Raw genomic sequence first — 23,223 nt, 5'->3', positions numbered from 1 at the left:
ATTCGGTGTCATATTACGTTCGATTCAGGCGTCGCGGAGCAAGCTCCGGATTCGCTCGAGGCTCGCCTTCGGTGAAAGACTGTCGGCCAGCAAGTTTTGCATCGCCTTGTCGTACTGGTCCACTTCATCCCGCTTGTCGATATACATCGCGCCGGTGAGTTGCTCCACGTACGCCACATCGTGCAGATCCGACTCCGGAAAATGCAGGAGCGTGAACGCCCCGGCGGCGCCGGCCGGGTATCCCCGAAAGTCGGCAGGCAGGATCCGCACGTTGACGTTGTCCATCTCGACGGCGTCGACCAGATGCTGGAGCTGCCCGCGCAGCACCTCGCGGCCGCCGATCGGCCGGTGCAGCGCTGCCTCGTCCATCACCGCCGTCAACTCCGGCGCCCGCTCCGCGACCAGCAGCTTCTGCCGCTCCAACCGCAGCCCGACCCGGCGCTCGATCTCCTCGCCCGGGGCGCCCTCGTGGCCCAGCGCCACGACCGCACGGATGTACTCCTCTGTCTGCAGCAGGCCGTGCACGAACTGCACCTCGTAGACCCGGATGAGAGACGCCGCCTCCTCCAGACCGATGTACGTCTGGAACCAGCTGGGCAGCACATCGCCGTAGCCGTGCCACCAGCCCGCGATATTGGCCTCGCGAACCAGGCTGAGCAGCTGGGTGCGCTCGGTCTCGTCGCTGATGCCATAGAGCGTCAGGAGGTCGGCGACGTCACGCTCCTTGAAGCTCACCCGCCCCAGTTCCATGCGGCTGATCTTCGACTCGGAGGCGCGGATGGAGTATCCGGCCGCCTCGCGTGTGATGCCCTTCGCTTCACGCAGCCGCCGGAGCTGCGAGCCCAGCAGGATGCGGCGCACCATGGATCCGCTTCCGGACTGAACTGTGATCGTTTGAGTCACGCCTCACCCCTCGGTCAATCCACGCAGTGTGGCAGGTTTGCACTGCGTGGAGTACTCATCCCGTCACTCACAAGCGCGACTTGTCCATCCCTTTGCAAATGCACGTGCATCTGCCCTTGCATCCACCAGTGCGTCTGGGTGACCATGGAAGGGTGCCGAGACCGGGTGGTGCTCATGTGGACTGAGGGCGCAACTGCCTTGCAGCCTTTACTGAATGGGCTTGTTCCTGAACGGCTCGCCACGTCCAGCGCCACCTCGTGCGCGCTGCCGCCGCGGTACGAAGCCGTGGGCGACGCCCGCCGGTTCACCAGATCCACTCTCCAACACTGGGACCTCGAAGCCCTGCTGGACTCGGTGGAACTCGTCGCTTCCGAGTTGGTCACCAACGCCCTGCGCTACGCGCTGCCGACCGACACGACGGAGAACGCCGAAACCGCCGTGCGGCTCAGCCTCGTCCGCTGGTCGACCCGGGTGGTCTGCGCCGTCCGCGACCCCAGTTGCTACGGGCCCGCAGTCAAGGCCCCCGACTGGGTCGCCGAGAGCGGTCGCGGCCTGCATCTGGTCGAGTCCTTCAGCGAGACCTGGGGCTGGCACCCGCTGCTCGGCACAGGAAAGGTCGTCTGGGCCCTTTTCCGGCTCCCTGAGACGACCCCTTAAACAGGCAGCGCGGATTTAACAGGCGGCACACAGGTTAACCGGCCGCATGGACGAACTTACATAAAGTGATCGAACTCGCCGTCCTTGACGCCCAGGATGAGCGATTCGATCTCCGCGCGCGTATATATAAGGGCAGGCCCGTCCGGAAAGCGTGAATTACGCACGGCCACGTCCCCGTCAGGGAGCGCGGCCATCTCCACGCAGGTGCCGTTGGCATTGCTGTGCCGGCTCTTCTGCCAGACGACTCCCCGGAGTTTCGCTGCTGCCATACCGTTGTACGAGTTGTACGAGTGGCGCATATGACTCTCCAGGTAAGTACCTTGCTTGGTACGGCTGATGATAGCCAGTCATGAACGCATGTGCATCTGCACGTGCAAGTGCACATGCCGTCACCCTAAGTGATCTTTCCCCGATGAGGGGTCGCTACCCACCCCCACCCGAGTACACGCCTGTGGAGCCCCCAGGGTTCCCTCTGTCGCTTCCCGCTGCCTCCCACTGCGGTACCCGGATGATCACCATCCGTAATCGAGGAGATTGTGGTATCCCCGGGCCGTTAGGATTTCCGCTATGGCGGCCACTGGATCTGAGCAGCAGGGGACGAAGGCGTTCTACGTCTCGACCCCCATTTACTACGTCAACGACGCTCCTCACCTGGGCCACGCCTATACGACCGTCGCTGGCGACGTCCTCACCCGCTGGCACCGCCAGCGGGGCGAGAAGGTGTGGTACCTCACCGGCACGGACGAGCACGGTCAGAAGATCATGCGCACGGCGGAAGCCAACGGAGTCACCCCGCAGGAGTGGTGCGACAAGCTTGTCGAGGAGGCCTGGAAGCCCCTCTGGGAGCACCTCGAAATCGCGAACGACGACTTCATCCGCACCACACAGCCCCGGCATACCGCTCGTGTGCAGGAATTCGTACAAGATCTCTACGACAAGGGCGAGATCTACCAGGGCGGCTACGAGGGCCCCTACTGTGTGGGCTGCGAGGAGTACAAAACGCCGGGCGAGCTGCTCGACGGCGAAAACGGCGTGAAGCTCTGCCCGATCCACAAGCGGCCGGTGGAGATGCTGAAGGAGGAGAACTACTTCTTCAAGCTCTCCGAATACGGCCCCAAGCTGCTGGAGTACTACGAGCGGCACCCTGGCTTCATCCAGCCCGAGTCGGCACGCAACGAGGTCATCAACTTCGTCAAGCAGGGCCTTCAGGACCTGTCGATCTCCCGCTCCACCTTCGACTGGGGCATCAAGGTGCCGTGGGACGACAAGCACATCATCTATGTGTGGGTCGACGCGCTGCTCAATTACGCCACCGCCGTCGGCTACGGCGCCGACCAGGCGAAGTTCGAATCGACGTTCCCGGCCGACGTGCACCTCGTCGGGAAGGACATCCTCCGCTTCCACGCGGTCATCTGGCCCGCGATGCTGATGGCGAACGGCCTCCCCCTGCCCGGCAGGATCGCCGCCAACGGCTGGCTGATGGTCGGCGGCGAGAAGATGAGCAAGTCCAACCTGACCGGTATCTCCCCCCGCCAGCTCACCGAGCACTTCGGCGTCGACGCCTACCGCTGGTACTTCCTGCGCGCCATCCAGTTCGGCCAGGACGGCTCCTTCTCCTGGGAGGACTTCTCGGCCCGCTACACCAGCGAGCTCGCCAACGACTTCGGCAACCTCGCCTCCCGGGTGGCCGCCATGGTCGGCAAGTACTTCGGCGGCACCCTCCCCGGGGCGACCGCCCACGGCCCCGCCGAGCAGGCACTCGCGGACAGCCTGGCCAGGACGGTCGCCGACGCGGACGAGAAGATCGGCGAGCAACTGGACTTCTCCGCCGGCATCCTGGCCGTCTTCGACTTCATCAAGCAGGTCAACGGCTACCTCACCGAGCAGGAGCCCTGGAAGGTCGCCAAGGACTCCTCCGAACAGGCCCAGGCCCGGCTGGCGACCATCCTCTACACCGCCGCCGAGTCCCTGCGCGCCATCGCCGTGCTGCTCAACCCCGTGATGCCCACCACCAGCGAGAAGCTGTGGCTCTCGCTCGGCGCCGAGCCCCGCCTCGGCCCGCTCGCCGCCCAGCGCGTCCAGGACACCGGCACGTGGGGCACGCTCCCGGCCGGCGCCACCGTCACCAAGGGCGAGATCCTCTTCCCCCGTCTGGAAGAGCCGAAGAACGCCTGATGCGCGAGAGGGGCCCGGAACCCGCGTACCGGGTCCCGGGCCCCCAAAGCCTCAGCTCGCGCTTGCCGAGGGCGTGGCAGACGCCTGCGGCGGCGTACCCGAGCCGCCATTGACGGCATCCGGGTCAACGCCCACGGTGATGCTGCTCCTGACCCCGAGAGCGATGTGCCCCTTGCGGTAGTGGAGGGGCAGCAGTCCGCCCAGCAACCCGGTACCGGGGTAGATCGAGTCCTCGTCGAGGGTGACGCGCGTAGTGGTGTTGGTCTTGTACGGGTCCAGCGCGGCAATCTCCAGCGCCGACTCCTCCGAGAAGTAGAACTGACCCGTGTGGCACTGGTGGCCGCCCTCGTAGCCGTCGGCGGTCTTCTGGCCCTCCGCGACGACCTTGAGGTGGATGTGCACCGCCCGGCCCTGGTACCAGCCCGGGTAGACGGTGCGGAACTCCACCTCTCCGTGGTGGTCGGTCACCTGAGAGCCCCGCAGGAACGTCAAGTCGTCCGTCGGCGCGGCGTGGCCGCCGCCACCGCCGGGCGGCGGTCCGGTCGGGGTACCGGTCGGAGGGGGACCGGTCGGGGGTGTGCCACCGCCACCGCCACCGGAGCCCATGGCCGTATAGCCCGAGTAGAGACCAATCGCATTGCAGTGCCAGACGTCGACCGCCGCATTGCGCAACGGCTCGCAGGTCACCGAATCGATCACCTTGATCCGCAGACGCAGCGGCACGCCCGCCTCGTCCTCGGTGATGTCCTTCCGGAAGAGGGCGTAGTCCAGGAAGTACGGCCCCTCGACCTGCTCGGGGGAGAGCTCCACGCACTCCGGCCTCGGCCTTCTGTGCCCCGGCGAGGGCTTCTTCCCCTTGCTTTCCGCGGCCGCCCCAACGGCGGTAGCGCCGCCGATTCCCACGGCCACGACTCCGGCACCACTGGCGGCGATGACACGACGCCTTGTCAGGTCAGTCGATTGAATTGATTCATCTGTCATGTCCGCGACGCTAGTGATGCCTGGGGCACGATTACATATGTGGGCCCTGTGAAAAAGTGAGAGCCAGCATTCCGCATGGCCGTCCGCGCCCGGGTGCGCAGGCGGGAGGAGCCCGCCGCAGCAGGAAAGCGTGCCGGGCCGCCCCCGCGGGGGCGGCCCGGCACGCTTGCGATTACTTCACGGGCGCCTTGCGCAACGCGATGTGAAGCTCGCGCAGCCGAGCCTCGTCCACCTCACTGGGCGCACCCATGAGCAGGTCCTGGGCCTGCTGGTTGAGCGGGAAGGCGATGGTCTCCCGAATGTTCGGCTCGTCGGCGAGCAGCATGACCATGCGGTCGACGCCGGGCGCGATGCCACCGTGCGGCGGAGCCCCGAAGTGGAACGCCCTGAGCATGCCGCCGAATTCGGCCTCGACGGTGTCCTGGTCGTAGCCGGCGATCTCGAAAGCCTTGTACATGACGGCCGGCTCGTGATTACGGATGGCGCCGGAGGAGAGCTCGATGCCGTTGCAGACGATGTCGTACTGCCAGGCCAGGATGTCGAGCGGGTCCTTGGTCTCCAGGGCCTCGAGCCCGCCCTGGGGCATGGAGAAGGGGTTGTGGGAGAACTCGATTGCGCCCGTGTCCTCGTTCTTCTCGAACATGGGGAAGTCGACGACCCAGCAGAATCGGAAGACATTCTCCTCGAAGTGCCCGGCTCGCTTGGCGGCCTCGACCCGCACGGCCCCCATGATCTTGGAGACCTCGTCGAACTCACCGGCGCCGAAGAAGATCGCGGTGCCGGGCTTGGCGTCCACCGCGGCGAGCAGCGCGGAGACATCCTCGTCGGTCAGGAACTTGGCGATCGGGCCGGTCAGCGTGAGGTCGTCGCCCACCCGGACCCACGCGAGACCCTTGGCGCCCTGCTCGACGGCGTACTCGCCCATCTGGTCGAAGAACTTCCGCGGCTGACCGGCGGTGTCCGGCACGGCCAGGGCCCGTACGTGCTTGTCGGCGAAGGCCTTGAAGCCGGAACCGGCGAAGACTGCCGAGACATCGACGAGCTCAAGCTTGGCGCGCAGATCGGGCTTGTCGTTGCCGTACTTGACCAGCGACTCGCGGAACGGGATACGAGGGAAGGGCGAGGTGACCTCGCGGCCGCCGCCGAACTCGGTGAAGAGGTCGGTCATGACCCTCTCGATGACCCCGAAGACGTCCTCCTGCTCGACGAAGCTCATCTCGACGTCGAGCTGGTAGAACTCGCCCGGCGAGCGGTCGGCCCGCGAGTCCTCGTCGCGGAAGCAGGGCGCGATCTGGAAATAGCGGTCGAAGCCCGCGATCATCAGCAGCTGCTTGAACTGCTGCGGGGCCTGCGGCAGCGCGTAGAACTTGCCGGGATGAACCCGGGAAGGCACCAGGAAGTCGCGGGCGCCCTCCGGCGAGGTCGCCGACAGGATCGGCGTCGCCAGCTCGTTGAAACCGAGGGAGGTCATCTCACGGCGGAGGAACGAGATGACCTGGGTGCGCAGCATGATGTTGCGGTGCATGCGCTGGCGGCGCAGGTCCAGGAAGCGGTTGGTGAGCCGCGCCTCCTCGTTGGCGTTGTCCTCCGGGAAGACCGGGAAGGGCAGCGGGTCGGCGGCGCCCAGCACCTCGAAGGCCGTCACCTCGACCTCGACCTCGCCGGTGGGAAGCTCGGGGTTGACGTTCTCGGCGCTACGGGCCACGACGCGGCCGTCGACACGGAGCACGGACTCCTTGGACTGGCTGCTCAGAGCCTCGTACACGGGCGAGCCCGGCCGGACGACGAGCTGCACGAGACCGTAGTGGTCCCGGAGGTCGACGAAGAGGATGCCTCCCAGATCACGGCGATTGTGCAGCCAGCCGCTCAGCCGCACATTTGCGTCCACGTCAGTGGCGCGCAGTTCACCGCAGGTGTGGGACCGGTACCGATGCATCGCGTTCGTCCAAGTCGTCGGATTCATGGATTTCACAGGTCGAGCCCCACTAGCCTACCGGCGACGGGGGTACGCCCCCCATTCGTATGATCGAGCCATACAGCCCTAAAGTGGAGCAATGCGCACCGAGGACGTGCTCGCCGCCGTCGACACCGGAATCTGGCGGTGGACCAATGACGACGACGTGTACCTCGACGCCGAGACCGCCCGGCTGCTCGGCGTGGGCGACAAGGCAGTCACCGTACACATAGGGGTCGTCCGCGCCCACTATCACGCCTCGGACTATGTGGAGATGCTGGCAGCCGTCGCCGTCGCCATCGCCGAGGGCACGGTGGCAGAGACCCTGATGCGGGTGGTCGGGCCCGAGGGCGACGTCGTACGCCACGTGATGATGCGCACCTGGGCCACCCCCCGGAAGGACGGCTGGCCGGCCGAGATGGTCGGCACCCTGCACGAGGTACGCACCGGCGCCTCCGACGAGACCACGGCCTCCGGCCAGGGCGACTGGCGGCGGGCCCGCGAGGCATTCCTGCTGGACGCGGGACGCGCCCTGGCCGAGGCGAACAACACCGCCCAGATCCTACGAGTCGCTGCCAGACTGTCCATGCCGGGTTTCTCACCGGACGGGCTCGCCGTCTTCGGCGTCGACGGCGACCGGCTCTCCGTCATAGGGCACCACGGGCACACGCCCGGCGACGAGTACCCGTTCATGGAGATGCCGCTCAAAACCGACTACCCGGCCGCCGAGGTGGTCCGCACCGGCCACGCCGTCTACCTCCCGACCCCGGAGGCGTACGAGGAGCGGTATCCGGCGACCTGGCCGCTCGCCAAGGTCTTCGGCCGCCAGTCCTGGGCCTTCCTGCCGCTGATCGTCTCCGGCCGCACCATCGGCGCCTGGCTCGCCGCTTTCAGGCACCCGGTGGCCTTCACCCCGGACGAACGCTCCGTCCTCACCACCATCGCCCGCATGCTCGCCCAAGCGCTCTCCCGGGCCCGGCTCCAAGAGTCCGAGCGCGAGCTCTCCGACGTCATGCGGCGCACCATGCTCCCCATCGAAGAGCCCCGCATCAAAGGCATGAGCGTCGCCGCCCGCTACGTGCCCACCGGCGGCGGCCTCCAGGTCGGCGGCGACTGGTACGACGTCATCGACCTGCCCTCCGGCCGTACGGCCATGGTCATCGGCGACGTCCAGGGCCACGACCTCCGGGCCGCCGGGCTGATGGGCCAGCTGCGGATCGCCCTGCGCGCGTACGCCTCCGAAGGGCACGGCCCCGACGCTGTACTCTCGCGCACCTCCCGCTTCCTCGCCGGGCTGAGTGAGGACCGCTTCGCCACCTGCCTCTATATGGAGGTCGACCCGGCCACCGGCACGCTCGACATCGCCCGGGCAGGCCATCCCGACCCCATAATCCGGCTCACCGACGGCACCACCCTGCCGCGCCTCACCCCGGGCGGCCTGCCGCTCGGCATCGACCCCGACTCCGACTACCCCATCACCCGGCTGGTCCTGGAACCCGGCGAGACCCTGCTCCTGTGCACCGACGGGCTCATCGAAACCGGCGGCCACGACCTCGAAACCGGCTTCAAACGGCTCAACGCCGTCCTCAGCACCGGCCAGGCCGACGACAGCCTCGAAGCCCTCGCCGACACCCTCGTCAACGCCGTTCAGGGTCCCCTGTCACACCGTACGACCGGCTCCCTCTCCGACCGCCGCGAGGACGACATCGCCCTCATGCTGCTCCGCCGCGGCCCGCACCTCGCCGGCGACGAGGTCCACGAACGGCGCACCGTCCTCACCATCGCCCAGACCGACCCGGCCCAGATCCGCGGCGCCCGCCAAGAGGTCAAAGCCCTCATGCACGACTGGTCCGACCCCGACCAGACCGACGCCGCCGCCCTCCTCGTCTCCGAGCTCGTCACCAACGTCCTCGTCCACACCGACGAGGACGCCGTCCTCACCGCCTGCCTCCTCGGCACCCCCGGCAACCGCCGCCTCCGCGTCGACGTCGGCGACCGCAACGACGACATGCCCCACCCCCGCACCCCCGGCGAGCTAGCGTCTTCCGGCCGCGGGCTCCTCCTCATCCAGCAACTCTCCGACGCCTGGGGCGTCAACCCCCACGGTGATGGCAAAGCCATCTGGTTCGAGCTCCACGAATCGCCTCCGGCGCGCTGAGCGGGTACGCCGCCCCTGGCGCGGCACCATGCCGCCTGCCGGGCGTACCGAGCCGTCCTCAAACGCCGGACCGGTTGGGTTTGCCCCCGGGACCGACGGTGCGGGGCACCAGAACCCGCCCGCGAAGCGGTGCGAGGGCGGCAAAGGCAGACAAGAGGTGCGCCCGTCCGGCGTTTGCGGGCGCACCTCCTGGGGGCACCTCCCGGCCGGAGGCTGGGGGAGGTAGCTGGGGGAGGATCGGCAACCCCGGCAGAGGAAAATAAGCCATACCGGGCGCCCCCGGTACCGCTAGCCCCGGTCAGCCGGAATCGTGCCGAGCCGCCCAGCCTGGAAGTCGTCGAAAGCCTGCGTGAGTTCGTCACGGGTGTTCATGACGAAGGGCCCGTACTGCATCATCGGCTCACGGATGGGAAGTCCGCCGAGCAGGACGACCTCAAAGTTCGGGCTGCGCGACTCCTGCGTCTCGTCCGCACGGAGCGTCAGCGAGTCGCCACGTCCGAAGACGACGGACTGGCCCATGCGGAAGGGCCGGGCCTCCGGCCCCGCCGTGCCGCGCCCGGCGAGCCCGTACGCGATGGCGTTGAAATCCGCCCGCCAGGGCAGGGTCAGTTCGGCACCCGGGTTGATGGAGGCGTGGATCATCGTGATGGGGGTGTGGGTCGCGCCAGGACCCACATGCCCGGCGATGTCACCGGCGATCAGCCGCAGCAGAGAGCCACCGTCGCCGGAGGCGAGAAGCTTGATGTTGGCGCTGCCGATGTCCTGGTACTTCGGCGGGATCATCTTGTCCTTGCGGGGCAGGTTGACCCACAGCTGGAGCCCGTGGAACAGGCCGCCGCTTATGACGAGCGACTCCGGCGGCGTCTCGATGTGCAGGAGGCCGGCGCCGGCGGTCATCCATTGGGTGTCGCCGTTGGTGATGGTGCCGCCACCGCCGTTGGAGTCCTGGTGGATGAAGGTGCCGTCCATGATGTACGTGACGGTCTCGAAGCCCCGGTGCGGGTGCCAGGGGGTGCCCTTGGGCTCTCCGGGGGCGTACTCCACCTCACCCATCTGATCCATCATGATGAAGGGGTCGAGGTTCTTGTAATCGATACCCGCGAAGGCGCGGCGGACCGGGAAGCCCTCGCCCTCGTAGCCGCTCGGCGCGGTGGTCACCTGGAGCGCGCGGCGGGGCGCCGCATCCGCGGGGGCGGAGACGCGCGGCAGGCTGAGCGGGTTCTCAACGGTCACGGCAGGCATGGCGGTCCTCCTTGGGGACGTTCGGCTCTCAATGTAGTTGAACTTTGAACGTCACGCACTAATTCCCGGACCGCCCAGACCGGCCGAGGCCTAGCCGTACATGCGGCGCATCGTGAAGTCGACCATCTGTTCGACAGCCTTCGAGTCGAAGACCATCCGGTGTTGCCCCTCCATGTCCAGCACGAAGCCGTAGCCGGTCGGCAGCAGGTCAAGCACCTCGGCGCCGGTGATGACGAAGTACTTGGACTCCTTGCCCGCGTACCGCCGCAGCTCCTTCAGCGAGGTGAACATCGGGATCACCGGCTGCTGGGTGTCGTGGAGCGCCAGGAAACCTGGATTGTCGCCGCGCGGACAGTAGACCTTTGACGTAGAAAAAATGGCCTGGAAATCCTCCGCGGACATGGACCCGGTGGTGAAGGCGCGCACCGCGTCAGCAAGGGAGGGTGGCGAAGGCTCGGGGTAGCCGCCACCCATCGGGGCACCACCCATGGGTGCGCCGCCCATGGGCGCGGGGCCGGGGGCCATGTTCTGGTCGTAGCCGTACACGTGCACAAGCGTAACGAGTAACGGGTCACACTTGGGCGGTTAGGGGTTGCTACTTATTACCGACGGGTAGCATCATCGGTACTACTGCCCAGTAATAGTGATCGAGTGCGATACGGAGCCAGCCGTCATGGGCCACTACAAGTCCAACCTCCGCGACATCGAGTTCAATCTCTTCGAAGTCCTCGGCCGCGACAAGCTCTACGGCACCGGCCCGTTCGCCGAGATGGACGTGGAGACCGCCAAGGATATCCTGGGCGAGGTCGCCCGCCTCGCCGAGAACGAGTTGGCCCAGTCTTTCGCCGACGCCGACCGCAATCCGCCGGTCTTCGACCCCGAGACGAACACCGCGCCGGTTCCGGACACGTTCAAGAAGAGCTACCAGGCCTACATCGACTCCGAGTACTGGCGGCTGGGCCTGCCCGAGGAGATCGGCGGCACCACTGCCCCGGCCTCTCTGATCTGGTCGTACGCGGAGCTGATCCTCGGCGCGAACCCCGCGGTCTGGATGTACGCCTCCGGCCCCGCCTTCGCCGGCATTCTCTACAGCGAGGGCAACGAGGTACAGAAGCAGATCGCCCAACTCGCGGTCGAGAAGCACTGGGGCTCCACCATGGTCCTCACCGAGCCGGACGCCGGCTCGGATGTCGGTGCGGGCCGCACAAAGGCCGTCGAGCAGGAGGACGGCTCCTGGCACATCGAGGGCGTCAAGCGCTTCATCACCTCGGGCGAACACGACCTGTCCGAGAACATCATCCACTACGTACTGGCCCGCCCCGAAGGCCATGGGCCCGGCACCAAGGGCCTGTCCCTCTTCATGGTGCCGAAGTACGAGTTCGACTTCGAGACCGGCGAGCTGGGCGAGCGCAACGGCGTCTACGCGACGAACGTCGAGCACAAGATGGGCCTCAAGGCCTCCAACACCTGCGAGATGACCTTCGGCGACCGGCACCCGGCCAAGGGCTGGCTGATCGGTGACAAGCACGACGGCATCCGCCAGATGTTCCGGATCATCGAGTTCGCCCGGATGATGGTCGGCACAAAGGCCATCGCCACCCTGTCGACCGGCTACCTCAGCGCGCTGGAGTACGCCAAGGAGCGCGTCCAGGGCCCTGACCTCGCGCAGTTCATGGACAAGACCGCGCCCAAGGTCACCATCACCCACCACCCCGACGTCCGACGCTCGCTGCTCACCCAGAAGGCGTACGCCGAGGGCATGCGCGCCCTCGTCCTCTACACCGCCTCCGTCCAGGATGCGATCGCGGTAGAGACGGCAAATGGCGACGAGGCTGCCACCAAGAGGCTGCACAGCCTCAACGACCTGCTGCTGCCGATCGTGAAGGGCTACGGCTCCGAGAAGTCCTACGAGCAGCTCGCCCAGTCCCTGCAGACCCTCGGTGGCTCCGGCTATCTGCAGGAGTACCCGATCGAGCAGTACATCCGCGACGCCAAGATCGACACCCTCTACGAGGGCACCACCGCGATCCAGGGCCAGGACTACTTCTTCCGCAAGATCGTCCGCGACCAGGGCCAGGCCCTCACCGGGCTCTCCGAGGAGATCAAGAAGTTCCTCGCCGAGGCGGTCGGCGGCGAGGAGCTCGCCGCGGCGCGCGAGCAGCTCGCCAAGTCCGCGGTGGACCTGGAGGCGATCGTCGGCACCATGCTGACCGACCTCGCCGCCACGGAGAAGGACGTCAAGTCCATCTACAAGGTCGGCCTCAACTCGACGCGCCTGCTGCTCGCCTCCGGCGATGTCTTCATCGGCTACCTGCTCCTGAAGGGCGCCGCCGTAGCGGCCGAGAAGCTGGACGGTGCCTCCGCCAAGGACGTCCCCTTCTACACCGGCAAGATCGCCGCCGCGAAGTTCTTCGCGGCGAACATCCTGCCGGGCGTGGGCGTCCAGCGCTCGATCGCCGAAAGCGTCACCCTCGACCTGATGGATCTCCCGGAAGAGGCCTTCTGACCTTTCCAGCCTCTGCGGTAAGGACCCGGCACCTTGGTGCCGGGTCCTTACGCGTTCCCCGGCATCCCGCACCACCAACGGCACCGGCACCGGCACCAAGGCCGGGCGCCGCATTGTGTTCGCCGCCAAGCGCAGTGGCCGCACGATCATCGGTGTCATCCTCAACGACAAGACGAAGCGCTCCCGGATGCCGAGCAGATGCTCGATCGGGTCTTCTCCTCCACCTCCCGAAGGCCTCCCGAAGGCCTCCCGTCGGGCCTGTGACTGCGTGGCCACCCAGACGGTCGTCCCTATGCTGGTGGCATGAGTGAGCACCCCGGAGACTTCGACCGCAGCCACACCGACGACCTCGCGGCCTTCATCGCCGCCAGCCCGTCGCAGTACCACGCGGTTGCGAGTGCGGCCGAGCGCCTGGAGAAGGCCGGATTCCGGCAGATCTTGGAGTCCGAGGCCTGGGACGGCGAAACGGGCGGGAAGTACGTGATCCGCAGCGGCGCGATCATCGCGTGGTACGTTCCCCGGAGCGCGCGCCCCGAGACGCCGTTCCGGGTCGCCGGGGCGCACACCGACTCCACCAACCTTCGGGTGAAACCGCGTCCGGACTCGGGGGCGTACGGATGGCGCCAGGTGGCCGTCGAGGTCTACGGCGGGGCGCTGCTCAACACCTGGCTCGACCGGGACCTGGGCATCGCCGGACGGCTGGCCCTGCGCGACGGTACAACGCAGCTGGTGGCCGTCAACCGGCCGCTGCTCCGCGTGCCGCAGCTGGCGGTGCACCTGGACCGGGGCGTCAACGAGAACGGGCTCACCCTCGACAAACAGCGGCACATGCAGCCGGTGTGGGGGCTGGGGGGCGTCGACGAGGGCGCCCTGATCCGTTACCTGGCACACGAGGTCGGGATCGCGGCGGACACGGTCACCGGCTGGGACCTCATGCTGCACGATGTCCAGCCGCCCGCGTACCTGGGCCGTGACCGGGAGTTTCTGGCTGCGGGTCGGCTGGACAACCTGCTGTCGGTGCACGCAGCCACCGCCGCCCTCGCGGCGGTGGCTGGGCAGGATCTCCCCTGCATCCCGGTGCTGGCCGCCTTCGACCACGAGGAGATCGGCAGCGAGTCGTCGACCGGTGCCCAGGGCCCGCTGCTCGGCACCGTACTGGAGCGCTCCGTGCACGCGCGCGGCGGAACGTACGAGGACCGGCAGCGCGCCCTGGCCGGCACCGTCTGCGCCTCCTCCGACGCGGGGCACGCGGTGCACCCCAATTACTCCGAGCGGCACGACCCGACGCACCACCCCATGCCCAACGGCGGGCCGATCCTGAAGGTCAACGCCAGCCAGCGGTATGCCACCGACGGTGTCGGGCGCGGGCTCTTCGCCGCCGCCTGCGAGCGGGCGGGCGTGCCGTGGCAGGCCTTCGTGTCGAACAACGCGATGCCCTGCGGGACGACGATCGGGCCGATCACGGCGGCGCGGCACGGCATCACGACGGTGGACATCGGGGTGCCGGTCCTGTCGATGCACTCGGCGCGCGAGCTGTGCGGCGCTGACGATCCGCACCTGCTCGCGTCGGCGCTGAAGTCCTTCCTGGCGGGCTGAGACGGCGGCCAAGGCAGCCGAGGCGGGGCGGCCGAGGCGGGGCGGCCGAGGCGGGGCGGCCGCCCCGGCCTGCACGGTCGACCCGGGCGAACATTCTGTCGACAGGTCAGGATCTTCCTGTCACAGGGCTGTGAAGAATCTCCCCGGATACTGGTGATCACGCCAGCACCGCTCAACCACTCAACGGGGGAACACCATGCGCGCTCTGCACGCCGCCGCCACCATCACCGCCACTGCCGCTCTCGCTCTCGGGCTCACCGCCTGCGGCAGCAGCGGAAGCTCGAACAGCAGCGCCGACTCGACCGCCTCGACCTCGACGGCGCCCACCGCATCGGCCACGGACGCAACCGGCACGACGGGCAGTACCAGCACCACGAGCGGCAGCACCGGCACGGGTACCGGCACGGGTACCGGCACGACCGGCAGCACCGGTTCCGGCACCGGCACGACCGGCAGCACGGGCACCGGTACCGGCACGGGCACCGGCGCAAGCAGCCGCACCTCCCGGTGTCACACCGCCGACCTGGCCATCTCCTTCGCCACAGGCGGCGACGCCGTTCCCTCCACGACCTCCGGTGACCAGACGTCCACCGCCGTCGCCCTGCGGAACAAGAGCGGCCACATCTGCACCCTGAAGGGCTTCCCCGGCGTCGATCTGAAGGGCAGCGGCGCCACCACCACCTGGTCGCTGGCCCGGAAGCCGGCGTCCACGACCTCTTTCACCCTGGCGAACGGGGACACCACCGAGTTCACGATCACCTTCCTCGTCACCAAGAAGGGCGAGGAGGGCTCCTGGACCCCCACCACGGCCGTGGTGACCCCGCCCAACGAGACGACCTCGGTCAGCCTGGCCTGGCCGTGGAGCCCCGTCCTCCTCCAGGACGGCGCCACTCACCCGGGCACCTACGTCGGTCCGATCGGGAGCTGACGCCCCGCAATCCGCTTATGGGGCATGAGTGTTGCAGGCCCGGGTAGTCGCGGTTTACGAGCCCGAACAGTCAACACAACAGACCTAGTGAGGCGAACAGTATGGGCGTCGGAGGCAGTATCGGTTTGATCGCGGTGGGAGCAATCCTCACCTTCGCGGTCAACTGGCACCTGGCCGGAGTCAACGTGACCCTCGTTGGCCTGATCATGATGGCGGTCGGAATCATCGGCCTGGCCGCGTACATCAGCATCTTCAGGAAGCGGCGCGTCGTAGAGGCCATGCCAGTCATGGACGAACGCGCCCGGCACTACCCGCACGTATAAGCGGTAGCGCCCCCCAATAGCCGCGCGGCCGTGCCTTCTCTCCCCCCCGGAAGGCACGGCCGCGCATATATGTGCGCGGTTGATTCAGCGGTTGATTCAGCGGTTGATCCGGCAGGCGCCGGTGCGGGTGCCCGGAGCCGGTCACGGCCTGGGGGGGCCGGGGGAGGGCGGTTTGCTAGGAGGGACCCGCCGCAGGGGTCGGCGTCGGCATCCCGAGTACCCGGTCCCGCAGCACCGGAAAATCGGCGCGGGTCTTGCCGACCAGCGCCGGGTCCAGGTCCACCGTAAGGACCTCCTCCCCGGGGCCTGCCTCTGCCAGGACCACGCCCCAGGGGTCGATCACGATGCTGTGCCCGGCGAGCTCGACATCGGCGTGCGTACCCGCTGTACCGCAGGCGAGGACGTACGCCTGGGACTCCACCGCCCGCGCCCGCGCCAGCAGCGTCCAGTGCTCGCGGCGCCGGGCGGGCCAGCCTGCCGGGATGACCAGAAGCTGCGCCCCGGCGTCGACAAGGAGCCGGAAGAGCTCCGGGAAGCGCAGGTCGTAGCAGGTGGCCAGGCCGAGCGTGGCCTGGGGCAGGGGCGCGGTGACAACCTCATGGCCCGCGGCCATGAGCGCGGCCTCGCCGCGGTCGAAGCCGAAGCGGTGGATCTTGCGGTAGGTGTGCCGGAGCTCGCCGTCGGGGGAGAAGACCAGCGAGGTGTTGTAGAGCGGGCCATCCTGGCCGGCCCCGCGCTCGACGACCGACCCGGCGTGCAACCAGACCCCGGCGTCCAGCGCGGCCGCCGACATGGCCTCGGCGGTGGGGCCGCCCGGCACCGGCTCCGCGCCGGCGTCGTAGAGGTCGGCGGCGAAGGCGCCCACGGTCCACAGCTCGGGAAGTACGACCAGGTCGGCCCCGGCCTGCGCGGATACGAGCGCGGCGACTCGAACACGTCGGGATTCAACCGTTTCGTTGTTATTTACGGCGATCTGAAGCAGGGAAACGCGCACGGTACCACCGCCCATGAGTTCGGGACGTCTTTACGGGCCTACGATCGTCACACGAAACCACTCCCGTGGTGTCACTGCGCAGCGTAATTTAGGCGCACACCACTACGACCGCGACCAGACCGTCGAGGGGTCCCGTGACCGTCCATAACCAGCTCCAGCCGTACATCGACGCCTGGACCCACTCCATTGAATCCGTGAACGACTTGGTCGGCCCGCTCCCCGAGGGAGAGTGGAACCGGCCGACCGAATGCCCGTACTGGTCGGTGCGTGACGTGGTCTCGCACATCATCGGCTTCGAGTGCGAAATGCTCGGCGACCCGCGCCCCATTCACTCCCTCCCGAGCGACCTACGACACATAACCAGTGAGTTCGCCCGCTACACCGAGGTGCCGGTGGACACCCGGCGGCACCACACCGCGCCGGAGATGACCTCCGAGCTGGAATACACGATCATTCGCCGGTCCCGGCAGCTGCGCAACGAGGCACGCGATCCGCAGCACAGGCTGCGCGGCCCGGTGGGCCAGGAGATGACGCTGGAGGAGCTGCTGTGGACGCGCACCTTCGACGTATGGGTCCACGAACAGGATCTGCGCCGGGCGCTCAACAAGCCGGGGAACCTCGACTCGCCCGCGGCGGTTTACGCCCGCGACTATCTGTTGCGGCTGCTGCCGAAGGTGGTGGCCAAGGACGCGGGATCGAAGCCGGGTTCGGCCGTGGTCTTCGATGTGCACGGGCCGCTGGAATTCATGCGTACGGTCCGGGTCGACCAGGAGGGGCGCGGCACCGTCGACGGCAGTGTCTCGCTGGGCCCGGCGGTCACCTTCACCCTGGACTGGGAGACGTTTGTGCGGCTCACCTGCGGCCGGGTGAAGCCGTTCGCGGTCGCGGACCGGGTGAAGATCGAGGGCGACGAAGCGCTGGCCGAAGCGATCCTGGCCCATATAGCTGTGACGCAGTAGAGCGGCCCTACCGGACGGGCTTGACAGATCGGGCCCGTCCGGACCGGCTTACGCCTTCGCCGGCACGTGCACGCTCTCCACGCGGCTGACCGCGATGCGCTCGCGCTCCAGCCGCGCCGCGCGCCTGCGCAGTCGGAGGATCTGCACCGTACCGAAGGCCTGGAGGACGAAAATCGTGCACCAGGCGACGCGGTAGTTGCCCCCGGTGGCGTCGAGCAGCACACCGATCATGAACAGCGTGATCATGGAGGCGGTGAAGCCGCCGATATTGACGATGCCCGAGGCCGTGCCGAGCCGCTCGGGCGGATTCGCCGGGCGGGCGAAGTCGAAGCCGATCATCGAGGCCGGGCCGGAGGCGCCGAGCACGACGCACAGGGCACCCAGCAGCCACAGCGGCGCGTGCTCGCCGGGCCAGCCGAGGACGACGGCCCAGCTGACGGCGGTACAACCGATGACGCCGAGCGTGAGCGGCATGCGCGCCCCGTGGTGGCGGCCGATGATCTGGCCGAACAGCATGCCGAAGACCATGTTGGCGAGGACGACGACGGTGAGCATGGTGCCCGCCGCCTCCCGGGACAGCCCCTGGCCCTCGACGAGATACGGCAGCCCCCACAGCAGCAGGAAGACCGTGCAGGAGAACTGCGTCGTGAAGTGCGTCCACAGCCCCAGTCTTGTGCCCGGCTCGCGCCAGGCCGCCACGATCTGCCGCTTCACATAGCCGGACCGGGGGTGTTCGGCAGGGGCCGGCTCGAAGCCGTCGGGATGGTCCTTCATGAAGAGCAGGACGAGTACGAGGACGAGCGCGCCGCCCAGGCCTGTGCCGAGGAACGTCGGCGTCCAGCCGGCGGAGTGCAGCAGCCGGGACAGCAGCACCGTACTCATCAGGTTGCCCGCCACCCCGAAGAGCGCCGCCGCCTGCGCGATCACCGGCCCCCGGCGGGCCGGGAACCAGCGCGAGCCGAGGCGCAGCACACTCACGAACGTCATCGCGTCACCGCAGCCGAGCACCGCCCGGGCTGCCAGCGCCACCCCGTACGAGTGGGAGAGCGCGAAGCCGACCTGACCGGCGGTGAACAGCACGGTGCCGATGGTCAGCACCCGCTTGGTGCCGAGCCGGTCGACCATCAGGCCGACGGGTATCTGCATGGACGCGTACACAAGGAGCTGGAGTATGGAGAAGGTCGAGAGCGCGGACGCACCTATATGGAAGCGGGCGGCGGCGTCGATACCGGCCACGCCGAGGCTGGTGCGGTGCACGACCGCGACTGTGTAGACGAGGGTGCCGATGGACCACACGGCGACGGCCTGCCGGCCGCCAGGTGGTTCGTGGCTCAGCACCGGACGCGAGGCAAGGCTCATGACTCCATCCTGGCCAGGAATTTGACCCAGCTGACATGGCGCTCGACCAGCCCGGAGGCGCTTCGCGCGTCACCGCCGCGCAGGGCGTCAAGGATCTCGGTGTGCTCCGCGATGTTCTTGGCGATCCGGCCGGGCTCGGCGTGCATCGTCGCCACGCCCATTCGGAGTTGACGGTCCCGCAGCTGGTCGTAGAGGTGCGCCAGGATGCGGTTCCCGGATGCCCGGACGATCTCGGCGTGGAAGGAGCGGTCCGCCTGCGCGAAGGCGGCCAGGTCTCCGGCGGCCTGGTGTCCGCGCTGCTCCTCCAGCAGCTCCTCCAGGCGCGCGATCAGCCGCGCCGGGGCGGGCACCACCTTGTTGACGGCGTGCAACTCGACCAGCAGCCTGGTCTCGACGACATCCGCGATCTCCTGCGCGGAGACGGGCAGCACCAGCGCGCCCTTCTTCGGGTAGAGCTTCAGCAGGCCTTCCGCCTCCAGCCGGAGCAGCGCCTCCCGTACGGGGGTACGGGAGACTCCGACGGCCTCGGCGAGCTCGCCCTCGTTGAGCAGGGTGCCGCCCTCGTAGCGGCGGTCGAGGACGGCTTCCTTGACGTGGGTATAGACCCGCTCGGCGGCGGGCAGCGGCTTGGCGACTGTGACGGCACCGGCGGAATCCATGATGCGCACATCATAGATACATCACGCATGCGTACGTAACGGCCGTCCGCGATACGGACGGCCGCACGGACAAGCGACGCCCCGAGCGCCCGGAAAACCAGCCCGTCCGGCGTTTGGGGACTGGGGATCCCGCCACGCCCGCCAGGGTGTTGGGGCGGGTCAGGGGAGAGAAGCCGCCGCAGGCGCCCCGACCCGCCGCCCCGCAGGGGCTACGCGCTCACGCCCACGTAAGGAGCCGCTTGGGGTACTCCAGAACAGCGGCGACATCCCCCAACACTCTGGACCCGAGCTCGCCGTCGACCAGCCGGTGGTCGAAGGAGAGTGCCAGCGTCGTCACTTGACGCGGCTTCACCTTCCCCTTGTGGACCCAGGGCAGCTCCTTGACCGCGCCGAAGGCGAGGATCGCGGACTCCCCGGGGTTGAGGATCGGCGTGCCGGTGTCGATACCGAAGACGCCGACGTTGGTGATGGTGACGGTGCCTCCCTGCATGTCGGCGGGGGCCGTGCGGCCCTCGCGGGCGGTGCCGATCAGGTCGGAGAGCGCGGCGGCCAGCTCGGGCAGGGTCTTGGCCTGGGCGTCCTTGATGTTGGGGACGATCAGGCCGCGCGGGGTCGCGGCCGCGATGCCCAGGTTGACGTAACCCTTGTGCACGATTTCCTGGTTGGCCTCGTCCCAGGCCGCGTTGACCTCGGGATTGCGGCGGATAGCGACCAGCAGCGCCTTGGCGACCAGCAGCAACGGGCTGACTTTGAGTCCCTCGAAGGCTCTGTCCTGCTTCAGCTCCGCGACGAGCCGCATCGTGCGCGTGATGTCGAAGGTGACGAATTCCGTGACATGTGGTGCCGTGAACGCACTGGCCACCATCGCGGCGGCGATGGCCTTGCGAACGCCCTTGACGGGCACCCGGGTCTCACGGCTCGCCTCCGCCGGAGCATGCGGGGCCAGGGCCGGGCCCGTGGCCGGGGCCTGCGCCGGAACCGCCTGTACCGGAGCCGGGGCCGACGCGGCGGCCTGCACATCCTCGCGGGTGACGACGCCTCCGGCACCGGTCGGCACGATCGCGGCGAGGTCGATGCCCAGCTCCTTGGCCAGCTTGCGCACCGGCGGCTTCGCCAGCGGCGTCGCCGGGACCCCGGTCCGCGCCGCGCCGAGGGCAGGCGCGCCGCGGCCCTGGCCATTGGGCTCGCCCTGGAGCGCGGCGGCGACCGGGTGGACCGGCACCGGCGTCCCGGCAGAGGACACCGGACGGCCCGGTACCGCGGGCGGCTTGCGCGGGCGGCGCTTCGTCGAGGAGGCCGCGACGCCGTAGCCGACCAGCACAGGCTGACGCTTCTGCGCCGCATCAGGCTCGGGCCCGGCCTCCGCCCCGGAGCCCGGGGCGGAAGCGCCTGTCCCGGCCCCGGCGTCCCCGGAATCCTGCGCCCCGGAAGCGCCCGTGTCGACGGAGATGATCACCGTCCCGACATCGACCGCGTCGCCCTCGGGGAAACGGATTTCGTGGACGACCCCGTCATACGGGATCGGCAGCTCGACGGCGGCCTTGGCGGTCTCGACCTCGCACACCACCTGGCCGTCCGTGACGGAGTCACCCGGCTTCACGTACCACTTGAGGATCTCGGCCTCGGTGAGTCCCTCGCCCACATCGGGCATCTTGAACTCTCGGAAGCGCTGCGCAATCTCTGTCACAGTCACGCTCTCCTCGCCTCTCAGTACGCCAGCGCGCGGTCGACGGCATCGAGTACGCGGTCCAGTCCGGGCAGGTACTCCTCCTCCAGCCGGGCCGGCGGGTACGGGGCATGGAAGCCGCCGACCCGGAGCACCGGGGCCTGGAGGTGGTAGAAGCAGCGCTCGGTGATACGGGCCGCGATCTCCGCCCCGGTCCCCAGGAAGACCGGGGCTTCATGCACGACCACCAGGCGGCCGGTCTTCTCGACCGACGCCTGGAGGGTGTCGAAGTCCAAGGGCGACAGGGACCGCAGATCCACTACTTCAAGGCTACGGCCCTCCTCCTCGGCCGCTGCGGCGGCCTCCAGGCAGACCTTCACCATGGGGCCGTACGCGGCCAGGGTGAGGTCGGTGCCCTGGCGGGCGGTACGGGCCTGGTGGAGCGGCGCCGGGATGGCTTCGGTGTCCACCTGGCCCTTGTCCCAGTAGCGGCGCTTGGGCTCGAAGAAGATGACCGGATCGTCACTGTGGATGGCCTGTTGGAGCATCCAGTAGGCGTCCTGGGGGTTGGCGGGGGAGACCACCTTGAGTCCGGCGATGTGCGCGAAGAGCGCCTCGGGGGACTCGCTGTGGTGCTCGACGGCGCCGATGCCGCCCGCGTAGGGAATCCGGATGACGACCGGGAGTTTGATCTTGCCGAGCGCCCTGGCGTGCATCTTGGCGAGCTGGGTGACGATCTGGTCGTACGCCGGGAAGACAAAACCGTCGAACTGGATCTCCACGACGGGCCGGTAGCCGCGCAGGGCGAGCCCGATGGCCGTACCGACGATGCCGGACTCGGCGAGCGGGGTGTCGATGACCCTTTCCTCGCCGAAATCCTTCTGCAGACCGTCGGTGATGCGGAAGACACCCCCGAGTTTTCCGATGTCCTCACCCATGAGAATGACTTTGGGGTCGGCTTCCAACGTCTTGCGCAGCGCCTCGTTGAGCGCCTTGGCGATCGTCATGGTGGTGATGGTGGTGTCCGCCATGTCAGTGACCCTCCTCGAACGACGCGAGGTATTCGGCGAACTGGGCGCGCTCCTCGTCCACGAGCGAGTGGCCGTCGGCGTAGACATGCTCGAAGATCGCCATGGTGGGGGGGTCGGGCATGGTGCGAACACCCTCGCGGACCCGTTTGCCGAGGACGTCACTCTCGGTCTCGATCGCAGCGTAGTACGCCTCGTCGGCGATCTCCTCCCGGTCCAGGTGGGCCTTGAGCCGCAGGATCGGGTCCTTCTTCGCCCACTGCTCGCGTTCCGCGTCCAGCCGGTAGCGGGTCGGGTCGTCGGAGGTGGTGTGGGCGCCCATACGGTAGGTGAAGGCCTCGACCAGCGTCGGGCCCTGGCCGGTACGGGCCCGCTCCAGGGCGGCCTTGGTGACGGCGAGAACGGCGAGGACGTCGTTTCCATCGACCCGTACGCCGGGGAAGCCGTAACCGGCGGCGCGCTGGTAGAGCGGTACCCGGGTCTGCCGCTCGGTGGGCTCGGAGATCGCCCACTGGTTGTTCTGGCAGAAGAACACCACCGGGGCGTTGTAGACCGCCGCGAAGGTGAAAGCTTCCGCCACATCGCCCTGGCTCGAGGCGCCGTCGCCGAAGTAGGCGATCACCGCGCTGTCCGCGCCGTCCTTGGCGATGCCCATCGCGTAGCCGGTGGCGTGCAGGGTCTGGGAGCCGATCACGATGGTGTAGAGGTGGAAGTTGTTCTCGTTGGGATCCCAGCCGCCGTGGTTGACTCCGCGGAACATGCCGAGCAGGTTCAGCGGGTCCACACCGCGGCACCAGGCGACGCCGTGCTCGCGATAGGTCGGGAAAACGTAGTCGTCCGGGCGTGTCGCCCGCCCTGAACCGATCTGAGCGGCCTCCTGGCCGAGCAGCGAGGCCCACAGGCCCAGCTCACCCTGCCGTTGCAGCGAGGTCGCCTCGGCGTCGAAGCGGCGGGTCAGCACCATGTCCCGGTACAGGCCCCGCAGCTCTTCCGGCGTCAGGTCGATGGAGTACTCACTGTGCTGGACGCGCTCGCCCTCGGGGGTCAGTAGCTGCACGAGTTCGGGCTCGCCCCCACGGCGCTTCGCTCCACCGCGGGGGGTCTTCCGCGCGGTAGTGCTCTTCACGCTCACGTC

At 68.3% G+C, this 23,223-nt stretch carries 20 protein-coding genes; 8 read left to right on the top strand and 12 right to left on the bottom strand.

The features are described from left to right. Positions 1-24: 24 nt before the first annotated feature. Complete coding sequence (locus FCI23_RS12145) at positions 25-864, bottom strand: helix-turn-helix domain-containing protein (RefSeq protein WP_136723510.1); 840 nt, start codon at positions 862-864, stop codon at positions 25-27. A 213-nt stretch (positions 865-1,077) separates the two neighbouring features. Here FCI23_RS12145 and FCI23_RS12140 point away from each other — a divergent pair, with 213 nt between their 5' ends. Beyond that, positions 1,078-1,560 carry an ATP-binding protein gene (locus tag FCI23_RS12140; protein WP_136723509.1) on the top strand — a complete coding sequence of 161 codons (483 nt, stop codon included), beginning with the start codon at positions 1,078-1,080 and terminating at the stop codon, positions 1,558-1,560. A 56-nt stretch (positions 1,561-1,616) separates the two neighbouring features. Here the strand turns inward: FCI23_RS12140 and FCI23_RS12135 are convergent, their stop codons facing one another. Continuing rightward, complete coding sequence (locus FCI23_RS12135) at positions 1,617-1,859, bottom strand: DUF397 domain-containing protein (RefSeq protein ID WP_136723508.1); 243 nt, start codon at positions 1,857-1,859, stop codon at positions 1,617-1,619. Between the two features lie 268 nt (positions 1,860-2,127). On the opposite strand from FCI23_RS12135, the gene metG reads away from it, so the two are divergent. Continuing rightward, positions 2,128-3,735: a methionine--tRNA ligase gene (metG, locus tag FCI23_RS12130; RefSeq protein WP_136723507.1), complete on the top strand. Its 1,608-nt coding sequence runs from the start codon at positions 2,128-2,130 to the stop codon at positions 3,733-3,735. A 51-nt stretch (positions 3,736-3,786) separates the two neighbouring features. Here the strand turns inward: metG and FCI23_RS12125 are convergent, their stop codons facing one another. Together FCI23_RS12125 and aspS are read right to left on the bottom strand one after the other, a co-directional pair. Continuing rightward, entirely contained in the window at positions 3,787-4,545 is a 759-nt protein-coding gene (locus FCI23_RS12125) for an intradiol ring-cleavage dioxygenase (RefSeq protein WP_246143650.1), read from the bottom strand. Between the two features lie 343 nt (positions 4,546-4,888). Continuing rightward, entirely contained in the window at positions 4,889-6,652 is a 1,764-nt protein-coding gene (gene aspS, locus FCI23_RS12120; RefSeq protein WP_136723539.1) for an aspartate--tRNA ligase, read from the bottom strand. 118 nt (positions 6,653-6,770) lie between these two features. On the opposite strand from aspS, the gene FCI23_RS12115 reads away from it, so the two are divergent. After that, positions 6,771-8,828, top strand: a complete 2,058-nt coding sequence (locus FCI23_RS12115; protein WP_136723505.1) for an ATP-binding SpoIIE family protein phosphatase — start codon at positions 6,771-6,773, stop codon at positions 8,826-8,828. Positions 8,829-9,116: 288 nt separating this feature from the next. Here the strand turns inward: FCI23_RS12115 and FCI23_RS12110 are convergent, their stop codons facing one another. Both FCI23_RS12110 and FCI23_RS12105 read right to left on the bottom strand, forming a co-directional pair. Then, the gene (locus FCI23_RS12110; RefSeq protein ID WP_136723504.1) at positions 9,117-10,070 is read right to left on the bottom strand and encodes a pirin family protein; all 954 of its coding nucleotides are present in this window, start codon (positions 10,068-10,070) and stop codon (positions 9,117-9,119) included. A 90-nt stretch (positions 10,071-10,160) separates the two neighbouring features. Next, positions 10,161-10,616, bottom strand: coding sequence for an SseB family protein (locus FCI23_RS12105; RefSeq protein ID WP_407645950.1), 456 nt, complete (start codon positions 10,614-10,616; stop codon positions 10,161-10,163). Between the two features lie 127 nt (positions 10,617-10,743). On the opposite strand from FCI23_RS12105, the gene FCI23_RS12100 reads away from it, so the two are divergent. The 4 genes from FCI23_RS12100 to FCI23_RS12080 all read left to right on the top strand — a co-directional run bounded on the left by FCI23_RS12100 (position 10,744) and on the right by FCI23_RS12080 (position 15,423). After that, a complete protein-coding gene (locus FCI23_RS12100; RefSeq protein ID WP_136723503.1) occupies positions 10,744-12,576 on the top strand; it encodes an acyl-CoA dehydrogenase in 1,833 nt (610 codons plus the stop codon). A gap of 303 nt (positions 12,577-12,879) precedes the next feature. Continuing rightward, the gene (locus tag FCI23_RS12090; RefSeq protein WP_136723502.1) at positions 12,880-14,172 is read left to right on the top strand and encodes a M18 family aminopeptidase; all 1,293 of its coding nucleotides are present in this window, start codon (positions 12,880-12,882) and stop codon (positions 14,170-14,172) included. Positions 14,173-14,368: 196 nt separating this feature from the next. After that, complete coding sequence (locus FCI23_RS12085; RefSeq protein ID WP_136723501.1) at positions 14,369-15,100, top strand: DUF4232 domain-containing protein; 732 nt, start codon at positions 14,369-14,371, stop codon at positions 15,098-15,100. A 101-nt stretch (positions 15,101-15,201) separates the two neighbouring features. Then, positions 15,202-15,423, top strand: a complete 222-nt coding sequence (locus FCI23_RS12080) for a hypothetical protein (protein ID WP_136723500.1) — start codon at positions 15,202-15,204, stop codon at positions 15,421-15,423. A 175-nt stretch (positions 15,424-15,598) separates the two neighbouring features. On the opposite strand, the gene FCI23_RS12075 is transcribed toward FCI23_RS12080, so the two are convergent. Then, positions 15,599-16,417 carry a carbon-nitrogen family hydrolase gene (locus FCI23_RS12075; protein WP_136723499.1) on the bottom strand — a complete coding sequence of 273 codons (819 nt, stop codon included), beginning with the start codon at positions 16,415-16,417 and terminating at the stop codon, positions 15,599-15,601. Between the two features lie 134 nt (positions 16,418-16,551). Between FCI23_RS12075 and FCI23_RS12070 the strand changes: the two genes are divergently transcribed. After that, entirely contained in the window at positions 16,552-17,376 is an 825-nt protein-coding gene (locus FCI23_RS12070; protein ID WP_136723498.1) for a maleylpyruvate isomerase family mycothiol-dependent enzyme, read from the top strand. A gap of 48 nt (positions 17,377-17,424) precedes the next feature. Here FCI23_RS12070 and FCI23_RS12065 read toward each other — a convergent pair whose 3' ends face one another. The 5 genes from FCI23_RS12065 to pdhA all read right to left on the bottom strand — a co-directional run bounded on the left by FCI23_RS12065 (position 17,425) and on the right by pdhA (position 23,220). Next, a complete protein-coding gene (locus FCI23_RS12065; protein ID WP_136723497.1) occupies positions 17,425-18,735 on the bottom strand; it encodes an MFS transporter in 1,311 nt (436 codons plus the stop codon). Beyond that, entirely contained in the window at positions 18,732-19,394 is a 663-nt protein-coding gene (locus tag FCI23_RS12060; RefSeq protein ID WP_136723496.1) for a GntR family transcriptional regulator, read from the bottom strand. The genes FCI23_RS12065 and FCI23_RS12060 overlap by 4 nt, the downstream gene beginning before the upstream one ends. A gap of 217 nt (positions 19,395-19,611) precedes the next feature. After that, positions 19,612-21,081, bottom strand: coding sequence for a dihydrolipoamide acetyltransferase family protein (locus FCI23_RS12055; protein ID WP_407645949.1), 1,470 nt, complete (start codon positions 21,079-21,081; stop codon positions 19,612-19,614). Between the two features lie 20 nt (positions 21,082-21,101). Continuing rightward, the gene (locus FCI23_RS12050) at positions 21,102-22,067 is read right to left on the bottom strand and encodes an alpha-ketoacid dehydrogenase subunit beta (RefSeq protein WP_136723536.1); all 966 of its coding nucleotides are present in this window, start codon (positions 22,065-22,067) and stop codon (positions 21,102-21,104) included. Positions 22,068-22,092: 25 nt separating this feature from the next. Then, entirely contained in the window at positions 22,093-23,220 is a 1,128-nt protein-coding gene (pdhA, locus tag FCI23_RS12045) for a pyruvate dehydrogenase (acetyl-transferring) E1 component subunit alpha (protein WP_136723495.1), read from the bottom strand. Between the last annotated feature and the right edge of the window lie 3 nt (positions 23,221-23,223).

The organism is Actinacidiphila oryziradicis, from assembly GCF_005047355.1.
Lineage (GTDB): Bacteria > Actinomycetota > Actinomycetes > Streptomycetales > Streptomycetaceae > Actinacidiphila > Actinacidiphila oryziradicis.
This window is presented reverse-complemented; position numbering and strand designations above follow the sequence as displayed.